The 14,980-nt window shown below is 58.1% G+C and carries 19 protein-coding genes; all 19 read left to right on the plus strand.

Going from position 1 to position 14,980, the window contains the following annotated elements:
- Positions 1–9: 9 nt before the first annotated feature.
- On the plus strand, positions 10–612 hold the full coding sequence (locus ACZ1HM_RS12150; RefSeq protein ID WP_472743000.1) for a hypothetical protein: 603 nt from the start codon (positions 10–12) through the stop codon (positions 610–612).
- Between the two features lie 20 nt (positions 613–632).
- Entirely contained in the window at positions 633–3,050 is a 2,418-nt protein-coding gene (locus ACZ1HM_RS12155; protein WP_472743001.1) for a VWD domain-containing protein, read from the plus strand.
- A gap of 78 nt (positions 3,051–3,128) precedes the next feature.
- Positions 3,129–3,305, plus strand: a complete 177-nt coding sequence (locus ACZ1HM_RS12160) for a hypothetical protein (RefSeq protein WP_472743002.1) — start codon at positions 3,129–3,131, stop codon at positions 3,303–3,305.
- A gap of 88 nt (positions 3,306–3,393) precedes the next feature.
- A complete protein-coding gene (locus tag ACZ1HM_RS12165) occupies positions 3,394–5,520 on the plus strand; it encodes an FHIPEP family type III secretion protein (RefSeq protein ID WP_472743003.1) in 2,127 nt (708 codons plus the stop codon).
- Between the two features lie 28 nt (positions 5,521–5,548).
- Positions 5,549–6,358 (plus strand): type III secretion system inner membrane ring lipoprotein SctJ, encoded by an 810-nt coding sequence (gene sctJ / locus ACZ1HM_RS12170; protein ID WP_472743004.1) that lies wholly within the window; start codon positions 5,549–5,551, stop codon positions 6,356–6,358.
- A gap of 2 nt (positions 6,359–6,360) precedes the next feature.
- A complete protein-coding gene (locus ACZ1HM_RS12175; RefSeq protein WP_472743005.1) occupies positions 6,361–6,984 on the plus strand; it encodes a hypothetical protein in 624 nt (207 codons plus the stop codon).
- A 1-nt stretch (position 6,985) separates the two neighbouring features.
- Positions 6,986–7,663: a hypothetical protein gene (locus ACZ1HM_RS12180; RefSeq protein ID WP_472743006.1), complete on the plus strand. Its 678-nt coding sequence runs from the start codon at positions 6,986–6,988 to the stop codon at positions 7,661–7,663.
- A complete protein-coding gene (locus ACZ1HM_RS12185; RefSeq protein ID WP_472743007.1) occupies positions 7,663–7,998 on the plus strand; it encodes a hypothetical protein in 336 nt (111 codons plus the stop codon). The genes ACZ1HM_RS12180 and ACZ1HM_RS12185 overlap by 1 nt, the downstream gene beginning before the upstream one ends.
- The gene (locus ACZ1HM_RS12190) at positions 7,956–8,993 is read left to right on the plus strand and encodes a FliI/YscN family ATPase (protein ID WP_472743008.1); all 1,038 of its coding nucleotides are present in this window, start codon (positions 7,956–7,958) and stop codon (positions 8,991–8,993) included. The genes ACZ1HM_RS12185 and ACZ1HM_RS12190 overlap by 43 nt, the downstream gene beginning before the upstream one ends.
- Positions 8,990–9,484 (plus strand): hypothetical protein, encoded by a 495-nt coding sequence (locus tag ACZ1HM_RS12195; RefSeq protein WP_472743009.1) that lies wholly within the window; start codon positions 8,990–8,992, stop codon positions 9,482–9,484. Before ACZ1HM_RS12190 ends, ACZ1HM_RS12195 begins: the two co-directional genes overlap by 4 nt.
- Before the next feature lie 62 nt (positions 9,485–9,546).
- Positions 9,547–10,080 (plus strand): hypothetical protein, encoded by a 534-nt coding sequence (locus ACZ1HM_RS12200; protein ID WP_472743010.1) that lies wholly within the window; start codon positions 9,547–9,549, stop codon positions 10,078–10,080.
- Entirely contained in the window at positions 10,080–10,535 is a 456-nt protein-coding gene (locus tag ACZ1HM_RS12205) for a FliM/FliN family flagellar motor switch protein (RefSeq protein WP_472743011.1), read from the plus strand. The genes ACZ1HM_RS12200 and ACZ1HM_RS12205 overlap by 1 nt, the downstream gene beginning before the upstream one ends.
- 5 nt (positions 10,536–10,540) lie before the next feature.
- The gene (locus ACZ1HM_RS12210; protein WP_472743012.1) at positions 10,541–11,179 is read left to right on the plus strand and encodes an EscR/YscR/HrcR family type III secretion system export apparatus protein; all 639 of its coding nucleotides are present in this window, start codon (positions 10,541–10,543) and stop codon (positions 11,177–11,179) included.
- 3 nt (positions 11,180–11,182) lie between these two features.
- Complete coding sequence (locus tag ACZ1HM_RS12215) at positions 11,183–11,449, plus strand: EscS/YscS/HrcS family type III secretion system export apparatus protein (RefSeq protein ID WP_472743013.1); 267 nt, start codon at positions 11,183–11,185, stop codon at positions 11,447–11,449.
- Positions 11,449–12,261: a flagellar biosynthetic protein FliR gene (locus ACZ1HM_RS12220; protein ID WP_472743014.1), complete on the plus strand. Its 813-nt coding sequence runs from the start codon at positions 11,449–11,451 to the stop codon at positions 12,259–12,261. The genes ACZ1HM_RS12215 and ACZ1HM_RS12220 overlap by 1 nt, the downstream gene beginning before the upstream one ends.
- On the plus strand, positions 12,258–13,295 hold the full coding sequence (locus ACZ1HM_RS12225) for an EscU/YscU/HrcU family type III secretion system export apparatus switch protein (protein ID WP_472743015.1): 1,038 nt from the start codon (positions 12,258–12,260) through the stop codon (positions 13,293–13,295). Before ACZ1HM_RS12220 ends, ACZ1HM_RS12225 begins: the two co-directional genes overlap by 4 nt.
- A gap of 42 nt (positions 13,296–13,337) precedes the next feature.
- Positions 13,338–14,303, plus strand: coding sequence for an aldose epimerase family protein (locus ACZ1HM_RS12230; protein WP_472743016.1), 966 nt, complete (start codon positions 13,338–13,340; stop codon positions 14,301–14,303).
- A gap of 130 nt (positions 14,304–14,433) precedes the next feature.
- Positions 14,434–14,562, plus strand: a complete 129-nt coding sequence (locus ACZ1HM_RS12235) for a hypothetical protein (RefSeq protein ID WP_472743017.1) — start codon at positions 14,434–14,436, stop codon at positions 14,560–14,562.
- 39 nt (positions 14,563–14,601) lie between these two features.
- Positions 14,602–14,931, plus strand: a complete 330-nt coding sequence (locus ACZ1HM_RS12240; protein WP_472743018.1) for a TfoX/Sxy family protein — start codon at positions 14,602–14,604, stop codon at positions 14,929–14,931.
- Positions 14,932–14,980 lie beyond the last annotated feature (49 nt).

Genomic DNA, 14,980 nt, shown 5'->3' on the forward strand with positions numbered 1-14,980 from the left:
GTAACTAGTATGTTTGGTATGCAAACGATGACGAAAGGAAAGACCATTCGGAACCTCGTGTCCGCAGTGGTTTTGTGCGCGCCGGCTCCGGTCTTGGCGAGTAATTTTGAATTCGTTGTATTCAATATGCCAATGGCTGAAGCGCTCGACACTATCGGTTCTGAAATTGATGTCGAATTTTCTGGTCACCGTTCATCGCGGCAACGATTGGAAAATTTGTATTTGACGGGAACACGGGATGACATTGTCTCTCAGCTGTCTCAGTCCATGAACCTCGATGCCTTTCAATTCAATGGACAGGTTCACCTATCGCCCATTCAGGACCGTACTGTTCGGTTGATCCGTCTGGGCGATGTATCATCTACCGCCGCATTGAGCGCGCTCGATGAAGCCGGACTTGTTGTTCCTGAATTCGATATCTCCGAAGTGGCCGACGGCAATGCCTTGGTTATTTCCGGACCCGTTAAATACCTGGCCATCAGCGAAAGCATCATCGCCACGCTGCAGCCGGAAGAAATATTTGTCGAACCTCAAGTGCGTGTGCGGCGGGGCGGCAAATTGGAAGCGGAGAACGCTGAAGTCTCCGCTGTTGAGAATGACAGCAACCAGTAAACACTCTGAAGGGGAAAACTGTGACTAGAATTGATAAGTTTGGTGGTGGTGCACCAGTCAATCAGAACGGTAACGATCACCGTGCGTTTGACAAAGCATGGAACAAAGGTGGGTCCAACCCACATGAGATGATGACGAAAGGCTTTGAACAGTTCCAAAAGGACTACGGCCACATCATCTTCCCGGTAAAGCCTGGTCCTCAGGGCCCTCAGGGTGAAAAGGGCGAAAAAGGCGACAAAGGTGATCGCGGTCATCAGGGCATCCAGGGCGAAAAGGGCGATCGCGGTGAACGCGGACACCAGGGCCTCCAGGGTGAAAAAGGCGAAAAGGGTGATCGCGGCGAACGCGGCATGAAGGGTGAGCAAGGTGAACGCGGTGAGCGTGGACACCAGGGCATCCAAGGTGAAAAAGGCGAAAAAGGTGATCGCGGCGAACGTGGGCACCAGGGCATCCAGGGTGAAAAAGGCGAAAAAGGTGATCGCGGTGAGCGTGGGCACCAGGGCATCCAGGGTGAAAAAGGCGACAAGGGCGACCGCGGTGAACGTGGTGCTGCAGGTCGTGACGGCGTTGATGGCAAGGACGGCACCAACGGCCGTGATGGCGTCGACGGCAAGGATGGCAAAGACGGTACATTCGCAGAAGCCGACAAGAACGGCGACGGCGTTGTCAGCAACACTGAGCTGCGCACTGCCCTGTTCCCAAGCGCTGACAAGAACGGCGACTGGAAAGTCACTGAGCAAGAGCTGGCACACTTCCTGCGCGGCACCGATGGTAAAGACGGCAAAGATGGCGCTGACGGCAAAGACGGTGTCGATGGCATGAATGGCCGTGACGGCAAAGATGGCCGCAACGGCGTTGATGGCAAGGACGGCAAAGACGGTCGTGACGGCATCGACGGCAAAGACGGCAAGAACGGCCGCGATGGCATCGATGGTAAGGACGGCAAAGACGGCCGCGATGGCATCGACGGTAAGGACGGCAAAGACGGTCGTGACGGCATCGATGGTAAGGACGGCAAAGACGGTCGTGACGGCATCGATGGTAAGGACGGCAAAGACGGTCGTGACGGCGTTGACGGTAAGGACGGCAAAGACGGTCGTGATGGCGTTGACGGTAAGGACGGCAAAGACGGTCGTGATGGCGTTGACGGTAAGGACGGCAAAGACGGTCGTGATGGCGTTGATGGTAAGGACGGCAAAGACGGTCGTGATGGCGTTGATGGTAAGGACGGCAAAGATGGCGATGATGGCCACGATTGCCCACCAGAGCACATGGACCCAATCAAGGTTGAGCATGGCCGCATCTGGGGCGACCCCCACTTTGTAGGCGCTGACGGCGGCAAGTACGACGTTCAGGGCGAAGCTGGCAAAGTCTACAACATCCTGTCTGATCAGGGCGTGCAGATGAACGCCTCTTTCAAAGCGTGGAACAACCCTGGCACAACAGTTGTTGAGCAGGTTGGCCTGACCATCGGACACGACCAGATCACCATCAACAAAGATGGCTCCATGGACATCAATGGTGAGCATATCGCCAAAGGTGCAGAAGGGTCCTATCTGGATGGCGCGGTCACCGTGAACGACAAAGGTCACATCACAGTCCAGGCTGGTGAATATACCATCACCTTCGATAACTTTGCCAAGAACAGTAAATCAGGCGAGTGGATCAACAACATCAAGATCACCTCCGAAAACGCTGTATCCGACAAGGTTCTGCCTGACGGTCTGTGGGGCACCACAGTAGACGGTGACGGCCAAGCACGGAACGGCGATAGAGGCAAAGGAACTCAGGGTGGCGGTGCCATCGAGGACCTGCACGGCAACATCACCCAGAAAGGTGATAAGGAAACTGTGAAGGAATACGAAGTCTCTGGTCTGTTCGACACTGACTTTGCAAACTTCAACCAGTTTGAAGCCGGCAAGCCTGCCAACGGTGGCGGCAACGGTGACGGCGGCCATGTGGGCGGCGGTGACAAAAACGTAGACGTCGATGTTGATATCGATGTGGACGTCGATGTTGATGTGATCATCAACCGTGGCGGTTATGTTGCAGCACCTGCACCAAAGGCTGAAACAGCTGGTGCTGACATTCAGGCACAGATCAACACATTGATCAGCAACCTGAAATCAACTGTGATGAACGCTCTGCAAGAGTTCGTCGCAGAGGTCAAAGCACTGACGGCACAGGGTCTCAATGCAATGGACTCCCATCCTGCGATGGAAGGCTATGAGCCCGCACCGACTGTTGTCTACGCACGCCGCGGCGCCGATCCAATGGACATGGCAATGTCCCAGATCCGCGGCTTGATGGCAGCTTATGCAGAAGGCCCTCAGACAAAGTATTCTGAGAACCGCATGCAGGAAGATGCAACCCGAATTCTGGACCGTCTTGGTGCAGATATGGCTCAAAAGGCCACTGCGAACCAGGAAGCCTGGTAAGCATCCCCAACTGGCTGAGCCCCAAAAATCACCGGGCTCAGCCTTAAAAATAACACAATAAACTTGGAGACTAACACTATGCCAACTGTAGCAAATACCGATCCCGCAGGCGACGTTCGCGGTTCCGACAACAACCAAGCCGCTCTCGAGCAGCGTTTTCAGGACCTCTACGTTTCCATGATGGAAAAGAAAGTTCAGTTCAAAGAGGCGGTTGAGCCTTTCAAAACTGATAATGAGAACTCTTCTCGCGGCTAATCGCCCCGGGAAAACAAGAAACGGGGGGCCGGATTCTCCGGCCCCTTGTACCCGTTTAGAGTTGTAACGAACGTTAGAGTGAGGCCTTGTGCGCAAAGACATAGCCCTAATCCTGTTGATCCTCGCGATCCTGGCTTTGATCATCGTGCCACTTGGGCCAACGATGCTCGATGTTTTGCTGTCTTTGAACCTGACGTTTGCTGTGCTGTTGTTGATTGTCGCGGTGTATCTCAAACACCCTGCTGACTTTCCGACCTTCCCCACCGTTATTCTTTTGGGCACCGCTTTGCGGCTGGCCCTATCGATTGCGACCACCCGCCAAATCCTAAGCGAAGCGGATGCCGGTCAAATCATCGAAACCTTCGGTAGTTTTGTGATCAGCGGCAACATCGCCATTGGTCTGATCGTGTTTTTGATCATCACCGTGTTCCAGTTCCTGGTTGTGACCAAAGGTGCTGAACGCGTCGCTGAGGTCAGCGCGCGTTTTGCCCTGGACGCGATGCCGGGCAAGCAAATGTCAATCGACGCTGATTTGCGCGCCGAGAACATCGACAAAACCGAAGCCGCCAACCGCCGCGAAAAGCTGGAGCGTGAAAGCCAGTTCTTCGGCTCCATGGACGGTGCGATGAAGTTTGTGAAGGGCGATGCGATTGCAGGCCTGATCATCATCTTCATCAACCTGGTGGGCGGTGTCTCAGTTGGCATGCTCTATCTTGGCTTCTCGTTTGAAGATGCCGTGGCCACCTTCACTCTGCTGACGCTGGGTGACGGTCTGGTGGCTCAGGTCCCTGCCCTGTTGATGGCGCTTTGCGCCGGTATCGTAACCACGCGGATCGACGGCAAAGACAACGTGGATCTGGGCACCGACATCTGGCGTGACCTGGTGTCTGACCCACGGGTGCCAGCCGCCGCTGCAGGCATCGTTGTGCTTATTGGCTTGATCCCCGGCTTTCCGCTTCTGAACTTTGTGATTGCCGCCGGTGTCTTGCTGGTCGTGTCCTACTCAATGCGTAAACTTCTATTGACCACGAAGCGCGAGGAAGAACAGGCCGCCTTGGACGCTGAGGAAGCCGCCCGAGAGGCTTCTGTCGAAGAACCCGTGGTTGAGCAATCTGAGGGCGGCGTTCTGCCCCTGGATTCCACAAAACGCTCTGACCGGATCAGCATCCAGATCGGCGGATCGCTGGCGGATGAGCTGGACCTGACGCTGATCGACAGCACCCTGGCCAAACTGCTTGAGCGGTATGATCATTCGCGCGCGCTGTCTTTTGCGCCGCCCAAAGTCGACATCATCCGCGACAACGCCAAGATGGACCGCCTGTTCCAGGTGCTGCTGGACGGCGTGCCGCTGGTGAACGAAACCGTGCCAGAGGACAACATTCTGGTGCGTTGCGATCAGGCGTTCTTGGACGTTTTGGAATGCAATCCCAAGGACATCACCCGCGTGCGCTGGCATGAATTTGGCGGCTATTGGATCCCAAAAAGCCACGCCGCCAAGGCAGAAGCCGCGCAATTCCCGCCAAGCTCGGTTGAGACGCATTTCGCGACCGTTGCGTTCCGCATCTATGAAACCAACGTCGGCACGCTGTTTGGCCACAGTCACTACGACCATTTCCTTGAACAGCTCGCCGGGTCAAATCCTGTACTGCACAAGGAAATCCTGGAACGCGCAGACCGCGTGATCTTTTTCCAGACGCTGCGCTTTCTGGCAGAAGACGGCGTGCCGCTGCGCCCTGCCCCGCTCATCGCGGATACCTTCCTGACCTGGCTTCAGACCCACGGCACCGCCAGCGCGTTGGAGCTGAGCGAATATATCCGCGCCAACCTCAAGCGTCAGATTTGCCACGCCCTATCGGCTGAGCGGGGTGTGATGGGCGTGGTCCTGCTGGATCCGGCCATTGAACACGCCGCCCGCGAAGCAATTGACGCCACAGCGCGCCATGACAGCCCGGCAAGCTCGGACGGGTTGCCGCTGACCGCTGACGTCTCTGAAAGCATCTTGCGGCAACTGAGGGAATTTGTGGCGGGCCTGGTGCCCGATGAACCCACGCCCGTGGTGATCATCACGGCGCCCTTCCGCCGCCGCCTGCGTAACTATCTATCGGCAAACCGTGTGATGCTGCCTGTCTTGGCCCCGCATGAGCTGTCGCCCGAAATTAACGTTCACCCGCTGGTCCGCATTGGCCTGCCCAAACCAGCACATCCGGCTGAATGACGCCGGATGTTGAAGAGGATGTGAGAAAATGACGATGTTGAATTGGTTAAACACCGCCCGCTGCCGCCTGATCGCGCTGATCTCAGCGCTTGTGATGCTGGCCGGTTGCCAAGAGGTGCTCTATTCAAACCTCACAGAGAATGACGCCAATGAGATGGTCGCCCTTCTGGTGCTGTCCGGTGTTCCGGCCTCGCGTGAAGTGGGCAAGGATCAAAGCTATTCGGTCTCTGTGGACAAAGATGACATCGCGGTTGCGGTGACAGTGCTGAAAAACGCAGGCCTGCCGCGTGAAAACTTTGCCACGCTGGGCGAGGTCTTTGGCGATGCGGGTGTTGTCAGCACCAAGTTCGAAGAACGCATCCGCTTTGCCTATGCCACGAACGAAGAATTGTCGCGCACGATCACCTCCATCAAAGGGGTGGATTCCGCCCGTGTGCATGTGGTGATCCCGCAAGAAGAACGGTTTGGGGCCACCACGGAACCGGCCCGCGCCTCCATCGCGGTCTTCCATGACCGCAGCTTTAGCCCGGCGGAGTATTCCTCTCGGATCAAAGCGTTGGTGGCCTATGCGGTTCCTGGCCTGGAGGTTGAGAATATCTCAACCAACTACTTCCTGTCCGTGGGTTTTGTGGTCGAACCAACAGCCGATCCAATCGCACCGGGTTCTGTGGTCGCGGCCAATGGCCTTGACGTTCCACAAGAGGCGCGCCCGTCGCAGAGCTGGCAGGTGCCTTTCGCAGGGCTTGCGATCATCTTTGTGCTGATGGCCGCCGTGCGCTTTATCACTCTGTGGTTCCGCCGAATGGGCCGGCCCGTGCGCGAAGAGGCTGAGGTCTGATCATGTCCCAAGGGTTCAGCCAGGCACTTGAGCGCTTTCACGCGCCGACGCTTGCGTCGGTGCAGCCTGCGCTCGTGGCCCGGTGGAAAGCGCAATGGCCGCAGCCCGGACTGGCTGATGAGATCATGGCGAACCCCAGGCTGGAAGGCCGGATCATGGACCGGCTTCTGCAGGCCGCAGGGGTCTCATCTGACACCACCCTGACACTTGCGCCGACAGCCGAACGGGTTGTTGGATGCCTGATGACACATGGGCCAGACGCGTTGGCCCTGCGCACCGGTTGCGCCCTGCACCGCGCAACGCTGATCCAATGGATCACTTGGGGCAAAATTGATCAGCATTTGCCGGATCTGCCGCTTGACCAACTCAAACCACTGATCACCAAGATCCCGGAAGACACCGCACAAGCGGCAGGCGCACCGTCAGCGACGCTTGAGACACTCACATCTGCCGACATCCGGTCCGACGGGGCGGCATGTATTTCATCCTGGGTGGCCTCTGCCGATCCAGATATTCAGAAACGTTTAGCATTGTTTTGCGATGTCCAGCCGGGGGCGGTGGACATTGGCAAAGCAGAGCTGGTGGCCGCGGTCGCCATGAGGCTACCCGATCCAGAGGAGAGTTAACATGTCAGCGCACCCCGCGCAGCTTGGCCCCCGTGTCATGTCGGCCGCCGATTTTCAGGCCGCAATGGAAGAAAAAGCAGACCGCAAACGCGCCTCAACTGAGGCGACGCGCCTCATTGAAGAGGCCGAAGCCCGCGCAGCCGAAATCATCGCCGCCGCCGAGGCTGAGGCAGATGATGTGCGTGCAGGCCTGGAAAAAATCTCTGAACAAGAGCTTGAGAAATTCGTCAACACCCGCGCGCTTGATGAAGTCGCGGACGGCCTTGTGACGATGGTGAACGAGGCACAGAAGGTGCGGCGTGACTTTGATGATCTCAAACCATGGCTCACCGATCTTGTGGGCCAAGCGCTGAACCGCGTGCTGGGCACGCTGCCCCGCGAAGAGGTGCTGGAACAGGCCTTGGTCAACACCATGGCCGAGATGCGCGAACGTTGGGATCTTATCCTGCGCTGCCATCCTGATCTGGCCCCTGCCTTTAAGGACATCGTCGCCCACCAGCCCGAACTGGCCGATGCGATCAAGGAAATACAGGTCGATCACGACCTTGATCTTGACGATTGCCTGCTGATCGGACGGCAAGGCATTCTGGATGTAAGCGTCACCACCCAGGTTGAGGCGTTCACCCGCGCCCTGGAACTGATGGTGGATCAAGACCTCAAAGCCGCTGAGGCCCCTTAATGCAAACCGCACCCCTGCCCCCCGTCGCCGATCGCCTGACGCGCTATGCTCAGCACCTGTCTGCCCTGCCTTTGGTGGACAGCTACGGCATCGTTGTCGATGTGCATGGGCCTGTGGTGCGTATCCAATCGCCGGGCTTCAAAGTTGGCGATATGTGCGAATTCCTGCTGGGCCAAGGCGCGCCGCTTTTGGGCGAGGTGATTGGCATTCAGGGCGATCTGACCATGGTCACGCCGCTGGGCCCCATTAAGGGCATCGGCCACGGCACCGGGTGCGCAAATCCGGCAGCACATTGGAATTTGATTTCTCACCCGCGTTGCTGGGCCATGCGGTGACCGGCTTGGGCAAAGTTGTGGGCGACCAACCGGCGGCCAAAGACTGGACCAAGGTCGCGATGGTCAATCCCGCGCCTGACCCGCTTGACCGGCATCTGATCACTGAACCCTTGCAAACCGGCATCCGCGCCATTGATGGCATGAACACCCTGGCCAAAGGCCAGCGGATTGCGGTCATTGGTCCGCCCGGCGTGGGCAAATCATCCCTGCTGACCGCCATTGCGCGCAATTGCACCGCAGATGTGGTCGTGATTGGCATGATTGGTGAACGCGGACGCGAGATTGCGGATTTCGTGGCGCGTCAGATGACCGACGACATGAAGGACAAAATGTGCGTCGTGGCCGCCCCGGCGGACCGTCCTGCGCTGGAACGCATCTATGCCGCCAACATCGCCACTTCCATCGCAGAGCAATTCCGCGATCAGGGCAAATCGGTGCTGTTGATCCTGGACAGTCTGACCCGCGTTGCCCGTGCGATGCGCGAAGTGGGCCTGTCCGCAGGCGAGGCACCAACGCGGCGCGGCTATCCGGCCTCTGTTTTTGCCAAGATCCCTGAGCTTTTGGAGCGTGCAGGCCCGGGCAAAACAGGCTCTATCACGGCGATTTATTCGGTTTTGGCCGAAGGCGATGCGCACAACGACCCCATCGTCGAAGAAACCCGTAGCCTTGTGGACGGCCATATCGTTCTGGATGCGAACCTCTTTGCCGAAGGACGCTTCCCGCCCATCAATGTGACCGAAAGCCAAAGCCGCGTGATGAAAGACGTGGTCCCTCGGTGCCATTTCGACATGCTGGTTGATGTGCGCAATGTCCTGACACGGTATGAGCAGCTCGAAATGCTCGTTCAGATCGGCGAATACCGCTACGGCCAGGACGAAAGCACCGACAGGGTGCTGGATGTGCACCCAAGGCTGACCCGCTTCCTGCATCAAGGCGACATGCGGCCCTGGAGCATGGAGGACACCGTGGATGAGCTGTCGGAGATTCTGCGATGATCCAGATGGAGCAATTGCGCAGACTGTCTGAGCTGCGTCAGACCAAAGTGGACCGCCTTCAACGCGAGCTTGTGCGCGCGCGCTCGGTTGTGCAGGAAGCAACCGACCGTTTGGCCCACCGCAAAGAGGTCTATGCGACCTTGATCGCGCAAGAGGTCAACGACGTCGACATCACCGATGACACCTATCTGGCTGACCCCTCAACCCGGTTCATCGCCCTGGCCCACGCGCTTGAGCGGAAACGGCAAAGTGAGGCAGATGCGTATCAGGCGATCACGCATGCGCGCGCAGACCTTGACGAAATGACTGAGAACGTCGATTGGATACTTAGGGTGCTTGTGGACGCAGAAGCGCGGAAAAAATCGGTGGACGAATTGTTCAACCGTGCCGCACGCAAAGCAGCCGCTCAAACCGAAGCGCGCGAAGAAGAGAACGCGCTCGAGCAATTCATGACCCGTGGTAGCACGATGTCAATGAGCAGGACAGGATAGTACAGGCGATGATGCAATCGGGCAGAATGTTCTTGCCGCCACCTCAGCTCAAGCTGCCTCAGGTGGGCCGACGCCAGGCTGAGATGTGGACAGCGCTTTCTGCGCATGACCTCTCGGGGTCGGTTGAGATCTTTGGACACAGTTTTGAATACACGCCCCAACCGGTGCCTCTGGCCAAGCGCGGGCGCGGCACTGCATTTCAGCTTCTCGTGAATGACATGCCCGTGACACTGCACATCACCGCTGATGTCTTTGCCACCCTGCCTGCGCATATCCAATCGCCTGAGCTTTATCAGATGGACCCGGAAATTCTGGGGCTAACGATTGAACACGCCGCCTCTGTCGGTCTGTCAAATCTAGAGATGGCCTGGGACATCAAGGTAGAGGTGCAATCAGCCCAGACAGACGTCACCTTTCTGACCGGTGATGCGCTGGCCTGCTTTGCCATCACGCGGGATGGCATGGCGATGGGATTGGGTTTTTTGTCAGCCGATCCGGCAGAGGATTTGGTGAACCTGTTGGTCAGTGGCACAGCCCCCTGCCCAAACGCGATTTGCGCAATCAACAGGTGGATGCGGTTGTGCTGCAGCACCTGATGCCCATGCCCACCCCAAATGTCGCCGCCCTGGGGCCGGGGGATGTGATCTTTCCGACAAACAGCGCAGGGGAACAAGACCCGCAATGTTATCTTTTGATCGCCAATGAACATCTGGTGCGACTGGACGAAACCGACGGCGGCTTTGTCCTGTCTGGCCCAGAGCAAAACTTCGCCGAACTGCGTTCGCGTCTTATTCAGGAATATAACATGTCCTCATCACAGCACGACAAATCCGGCTCCATCGGCAATCCGACAACGGTGGTGACCATTGAATTACAACGTACCAAAATGGCGCTGAGCGACGTGGAAGCGCTTCAAGTGGGCGGGGTCTTTGACATGGACATCAAAAACGTAGAGGCCGTGCGCATCTGCGCCAATGGCGATCCGGTGGCTGATGGCCGTCTGGTGGAACTGGATGGCGTCATCGGCGTGCAGGTCACAAGACTGATCTAAGCGCGATGGAGAACCTATCCCCCCTTGTCATTGGCTATCTCGCCTCCTTTTTCCTGGTGGCGTTGCTGGCCTTTACCGCCTTCATCAAAATCTCAGTTGTTTTGATGATTGTGCGCAATGCGCTGGGGCTTCAGCAGGTGCCGTCCAACATGATTGTGATGGCGCTGTCGCTGTTTTTGTCAGCCTTCATCGCCGTGCCTGCCATCACGCAGGCCTTTGCCGCGATTGACGATCTTGGCCCGCTTGATAGTTCGGTGGACACGTTGATCGCCGTCTGGACCGCAGGCCTGGACCCGTTCAAAGGCTTCATCACCCAGCATACCAATCCCCAGCATCTCGAATTCTTTGTCGCCGTCGCTGGTGAGGTTTGGCAGGGGTCAGGCATCACGCCTGATCCTGAAATGGCCATCCTGCAGATCCCGGCCTTTGTGCTGACAGAGCTGACGGCCGCCTTTGAATACGGCTTTTTGCTGTATCTGCCTTTTGTCGCAATTGATCTGGCTGTAACCGCGATCCTGATCGCGCTTGGCATGCAGTTGGTGCAGCCCACAATCATTTCGGTGCCCTTCAAAATCCTGCTCTTTGTGGCGGTGGATGGTTGGGCGAAACTCGTGGAGGGGCTGCTTTTGTCCTACACGGTGTAACCGATGGGGTTTGAGGTCTACTTCGATCAACTGGTGGTCTTTATGACCGCTGTTGCGGTGATCGCGGGGATCCCTTTGCTGCTGGCAACGGTCATCGGGCTGGTGATCTCATTCCTGCAGGCCGTGACCCAGATCCAGGATCAGACGCTGTCCCAGACCGCCAAGATGGTCGCCATCGCGGTCACTTTCCTGGCCATGGGTGGTGCCCTGGTCGGCCCTCTTGTTGAAGGATCCACGGCAGTCTTTTCAGACTTCTGGACCTATCGCTGATGGAAGCCATCACAGAAGACCTGCTTAGCCTTCCGCCAACGGTGGGCTTTTTTGTGCTCATGGCTGGGGCCAGCCGGGCGATGGGGGTGCTTTACGGTCTTTGGGGGATCACCTTTCTGATCGGCCCAGCGGTGATGCTGCGCACCCTGTTGGCGATCCTGCTGACCGCACCGATGCTGGTCACGCAAGGCCAGGAGTTTGCCGCGCTTGCCACCGAAACCACGCGCTTTGCCGTGCTGTTGATCCCCTTGCGTGAACTTGCGCTGGGGTTTGGCATTGGCATGCTGATCTCCATCCCCTTCTTTGCCGTGCTCGGGGCCTCCATGCTGATCGACCAGTACCGAGGGGATTTCAGCCCCGGCAACCCCGCACCTGAGGAAAGCACTGTGGGGGCCTTTGGCAGCCTGAGCGTGATTATGGTGCTATTCATCTTTATCGACGCAGGCGGGCTGATGCTGACCCTGCGCACGCTTTACGAAAGCTATCAAAGCTTTCCTCCCGCCGTTCCAACCCTGGGCCTGCCCCCGTCCTTCGGCAGCGGGCTTTCTTTGATCTTGCAAGAGGTCATGGCCGCCCTTGTGCTGCTGGCCCTGCCGATCATCCTCATCATGGTGCTGATCGAATTCGGGCTGAGCTTGGTTTTTCGGTTTGCAGGCAAGATCAACGTACCCGCGATCGACTTTCTAACGAAAAACCTGCTTTTCGTCCTGATCATGCCCATTTTCATCTTTAGCTGGGCAAGAGCGATTGAGGCGCATTTCGCACGTGCGCCCGTTCCTTTGGGCTTATTGGAAAGGCTGATTGGGTTATGAGCAATGACCAGTCAGAAGAAAAGACAGAAGAGGCCTCTGACCGAAAACTCCAAAAACTTCGGGAAGACGGCATTCTGGCGACCAGCTCCATCGGAGCGGAATACATCGGTGTTGGCATCGGCATTGCCGTGACAGCGATGATGTTGCCAATAATGATCGAGCGGCTGAAAGATGGCCTTAACGTCGCCCTCACCTCTTTGAACGAACCCTCCAGCCAGGGTCACATGGCGCTGATCCGCTATTTCCTGCTGGAGATCCATTTGCCCGTCGTCGCTGTCATCGCCGCCGTTTTGGTGGCGGGCATCGGCTTTCGCATTCTGGTCAACGGCGGCTTTGTCTTTGCCGTCTCGCAGATCGCCCCGAAGCTTAGCCATGTCTCGCCCATTTCTGGCACAAAGAACCTGTTCAAACCGCAAGCCCTGATCGAATTTGCCGCCGCACTGACGCGGATGACGCTGTTGTTGGTGGTTTGCGGCGGGCTGGCGTGGGTCTGGGGCGGGACGCTGATCAATCTCGACCTTTGTGTCCCTTCATGTGCGCAGATGATCGCAGAAGACATCGCCTGGACGCTGCTCATCGCGGTGGCCGCTATGATTGTGATGGCCGTCGGGTTTGACGTCATCGTCCAGAAGGCCTTCTTCAAGATCGAACAACGCATGACGAAGACGGAACAAAAACAAGAGCGTAAAGAGATGATGGGCCAACCTGAGATCCGCTCTGAGCGGCGTCGCATCCAGAACGAATTTGCTGAGACCGCCCACACCGTTGGCGTCAAGAACGCAGCGATCTACTTTACCGCCCCTGACATGGTGGTGGCCGTAGCCTTCCACCCCACCAAGATCCCCCTGCCCCGTGTGGCCGCCAAGGCACGCGGTGACGCGGCCCAGCGGATGTTGGTGAAGCTGCGCGCACAGGGCTTGCCGGGCACTGAGAACAAGGCAATCGTCAATGCCTGCCGCTCCGTTCAGCCGGGCACAGCCGTCCCCCGTGAGGTGTTCTTGCCACTGGCCACAGAACTGCGCCGCTTGCTTTGATCGGTCTTGTCATGGCGGTGCTCCCGTAGGAAGTTGCGCGCCATGACCAGCCTTGATCACATCGCTATTGCTTCAGACAATTTGTACGTCACCGTGATGGCCCAAGGGGCCGCGCTGACCGGCGTGCGATTTGGCAAAGACAGGCGCAACCTGCTTGTGAGTTTTGCCGACCCCGCTGATCATTTGCGCATCCCTGCGTATGCGGGTTTTTTGGTGGGGCCCGTGGCCAACCGGTTGGCCAGGGGTCAGCTGGTGATCGACGGCACCCACTATCAGATGCCGTTGAATGAAGCGGGCCGCACCACGCTGCACTCTGGCCCTGAGGGCATCCACCAGCACAGTTGGACCGTGACGGAGCACCGTTCAGACGCCGTCACCCTGTCGCTTGCGCTGGCTGATGGTCTGCAGGGCCTGCCAGGGAACCGGCAGCTGACCGCGCGCTACACGGTTGAGGGGGCAACCCTGTGTGTCACGCTCACCGCGACAACCGACAGGGCCACACCGATGAACATCGCGCTGCACCCCTATTGGAACCTCGATGGCGCAAGCGACATCTCAGGCCACAGTCTGCAGGTCAACGCAGAGCAGTATCTGCCCACCGATGCCGAAAACCTGCCGACAGGCGCACCTGCTGCTGTGGCAGGCACCCCCTTTGACTTTCGCGAAGCGCGTCCGGTGCCACTGTCGCCCCAGCTTGATCACAACTTCTGCCTCAGCCAAGGCGGGGGGCACATGCCGGCACCTGCCGCAACGCTGACGGGCGCGGATGGCACGCGCTTGCGGATTGAAACGACAGCGGTGGGCCTGCAGGTCTACGCAGGGGCCTTCCTGCCCGATGTGCCGGGTGCCAGGGACGACGGCACAGCGCTTGCGCCCTATGCCGGCCTGGCGCTGGAACCGCAAGGTTGGCCCGATGCCCCAAACCACGCCGCCTTTCCCCAGATCACCCTGCGGCCCGGTGAAACCTGGACCCAAGTGACCAAGTACCATTTGACTCCGCCCAGTTAACGCCTGTGCTGTTAACGCCGCAGCAACTTAAAAACCCCGACATCGCCGCAATTTAGCCCTCGCTCCGGCATCCTTTTCCCGCAGCCTGTTTGCAGGCCACACCTCCCATGGCCGAAACCGGAGCAGTCCAATGATACGTCCAGAAACCACACGTCCAAACCCTGGCCCAAACGTGCCAGCCGCTGGCACCAAGAAATCCATGGGTGCCACCCCCAAGCCAAAGCCGCGTCCGATCATTACGGATTTCGCCAGCATTTGAGCCATGACAAAGCCAGGGCTGGCAGTTTAATCTGCGCCCATGGCTGAACCTGTCTCCTCTTTGCGCAACCTTGGTCCCGCGATGGACGAAGCCTGCACCAAGGCCGGTATCCACAGCGCAGACGCGCTGCGCGCGCTTGGCACGGACGCAGCCTATGCCAAACTGTTAGCCAGCGGAACAAAACCGCATTTCATCGGCTACTATGTGCTGGAAATGGCGTTGCAGGGCCGCCCCTGGAACGATTGCCAGGGCGAGGAGAAGAAAGCGCTGCGCAAACGCTTTGACGCGCTCAAAGCGGCCCGCCCCACAGACCCTATGTCTGAATTGGACCGCATCCTGGATGACATCGGCGTCAGACGCGCTGAGTGAGGATGCCCGCCAAAGAAAAAGGCCGCATCGCTGCGGCCCCTTCCGAATA

The organism is Sulfitobacter sp. GN1-4 (assembly GCF_055693825.1).

Excerpts from the sequence above, each read along its gene's own strand:
- ACZ1HM_RS12210 (WP_472743012.1), top strand. The coding sequence starts at position 10,541 with ATGGAGAACCTATCCCCCCTTGTCATTGGCTATCTCGCCTCCTTTTTC.
- ACZ1HM_RS12220 (WP_472743014.1), top strand. The coding sequence starts at position 11,449 with ATGGAAGCCATCACAGAAGACCTGCTTAGCCTTCCGCCAACGGTGGGC.
- ACZ1HM_RS12235 (WP_472743017.1), top strand. The coding sequence starts at position 14,434 with ATGATACGTCCAGAAACCACACGTCCAAACCCTGGCCCAAACGTGCCA.
- ACZ1HM_RS12240 (WP_472743018.1), top strand. The coding sequence starts at position 14,602 with ATGGCTGAACCTGTCTCCTCTTTGCGCAACCTTGGTCCCGCGATGGAC.
- ACZ1HM_RS12205 (WP_472743011.1), top strand. The coding sequence starts at position 10,080 with ATGCCCATGCCCACCCCAAATGTCGCCGCCCTGGGGCCGGGGGATGTG.
- ACZ1HM_RS12215 (WP_472743013.1), top strand. The coding sequence starts at position 11,183 with ATGGGGTTTGAGGTCTACTTCGATCAACTGGTGGTCTTTATGACCGCT.
- ACZ1HM_RS12225 (WP_472743015.1), top strand. The coding sequence starts at position 12,258 with ATGAGCAATGACCAGTCAGAAGAAAAGACAGAAGAGGCCTCTGACCGA.
- ACZ1HM_RS12160 (WP_472743002.1), top strand. The coding sequence starts at position 3,129 with ATGCCAACTGTAGCAAATACCGATCCCGCAGGCGACGTTCGCGGTTCC.
- ACZ1HM_RS12180 (WP_472743006.1), top strand. The coding sequence starts at position 6,986 with ATGTCAGCGCACCCCGCGCAGCTTGGCCCCCGTGTCATGTCGGCCGCC.
- sctJ (WP_472743004.1), top strand. The coding sequence starts at position 5,549 with ATGACGATGTTGAATTGGTTAAACACCGCCCGCTGCCGCCTGATCGCG.
- ACZ1HM_RS12150 (WP_472743000.1), top strand. The coding sequence starts at position 10 with ATGTTTGGTATGCAAACGATGACGAAAGGAAAGACCATTCGGAACCTC.
- ACZ1HM_RS12175 (WP_472743005.1), top strand. The coding sequence starts at position 6,361 with ATGTCCCAAGGGTTCAGCCAGGCACTTGAGCGCTTTCACGCGCCGACG.
- ACZ1HM_RS12230 (WP_472743016.1), top strand. The coding sequence starts at position 13,338 with ATGACCAGCCTTGATCACATCGCTATTGCTTCAGACAATTTGTACGTC.
- ACZ1HM_RS12185 (WP_472743007.1), top strand. The coding sequence starts at position 7,663 with ATGCAAACCGCACCCCTGCCCCCCGTCGCCGATCGCCTGACGCGCTAT.
- ACZ1HM_RS12195 (WP_472743009.1), top strand. The coding sequence starts at position 8,990 with ATGATCCAGATGGAGCAATTGCGCAGACTGTCTGAGCTGCGTCAGACC.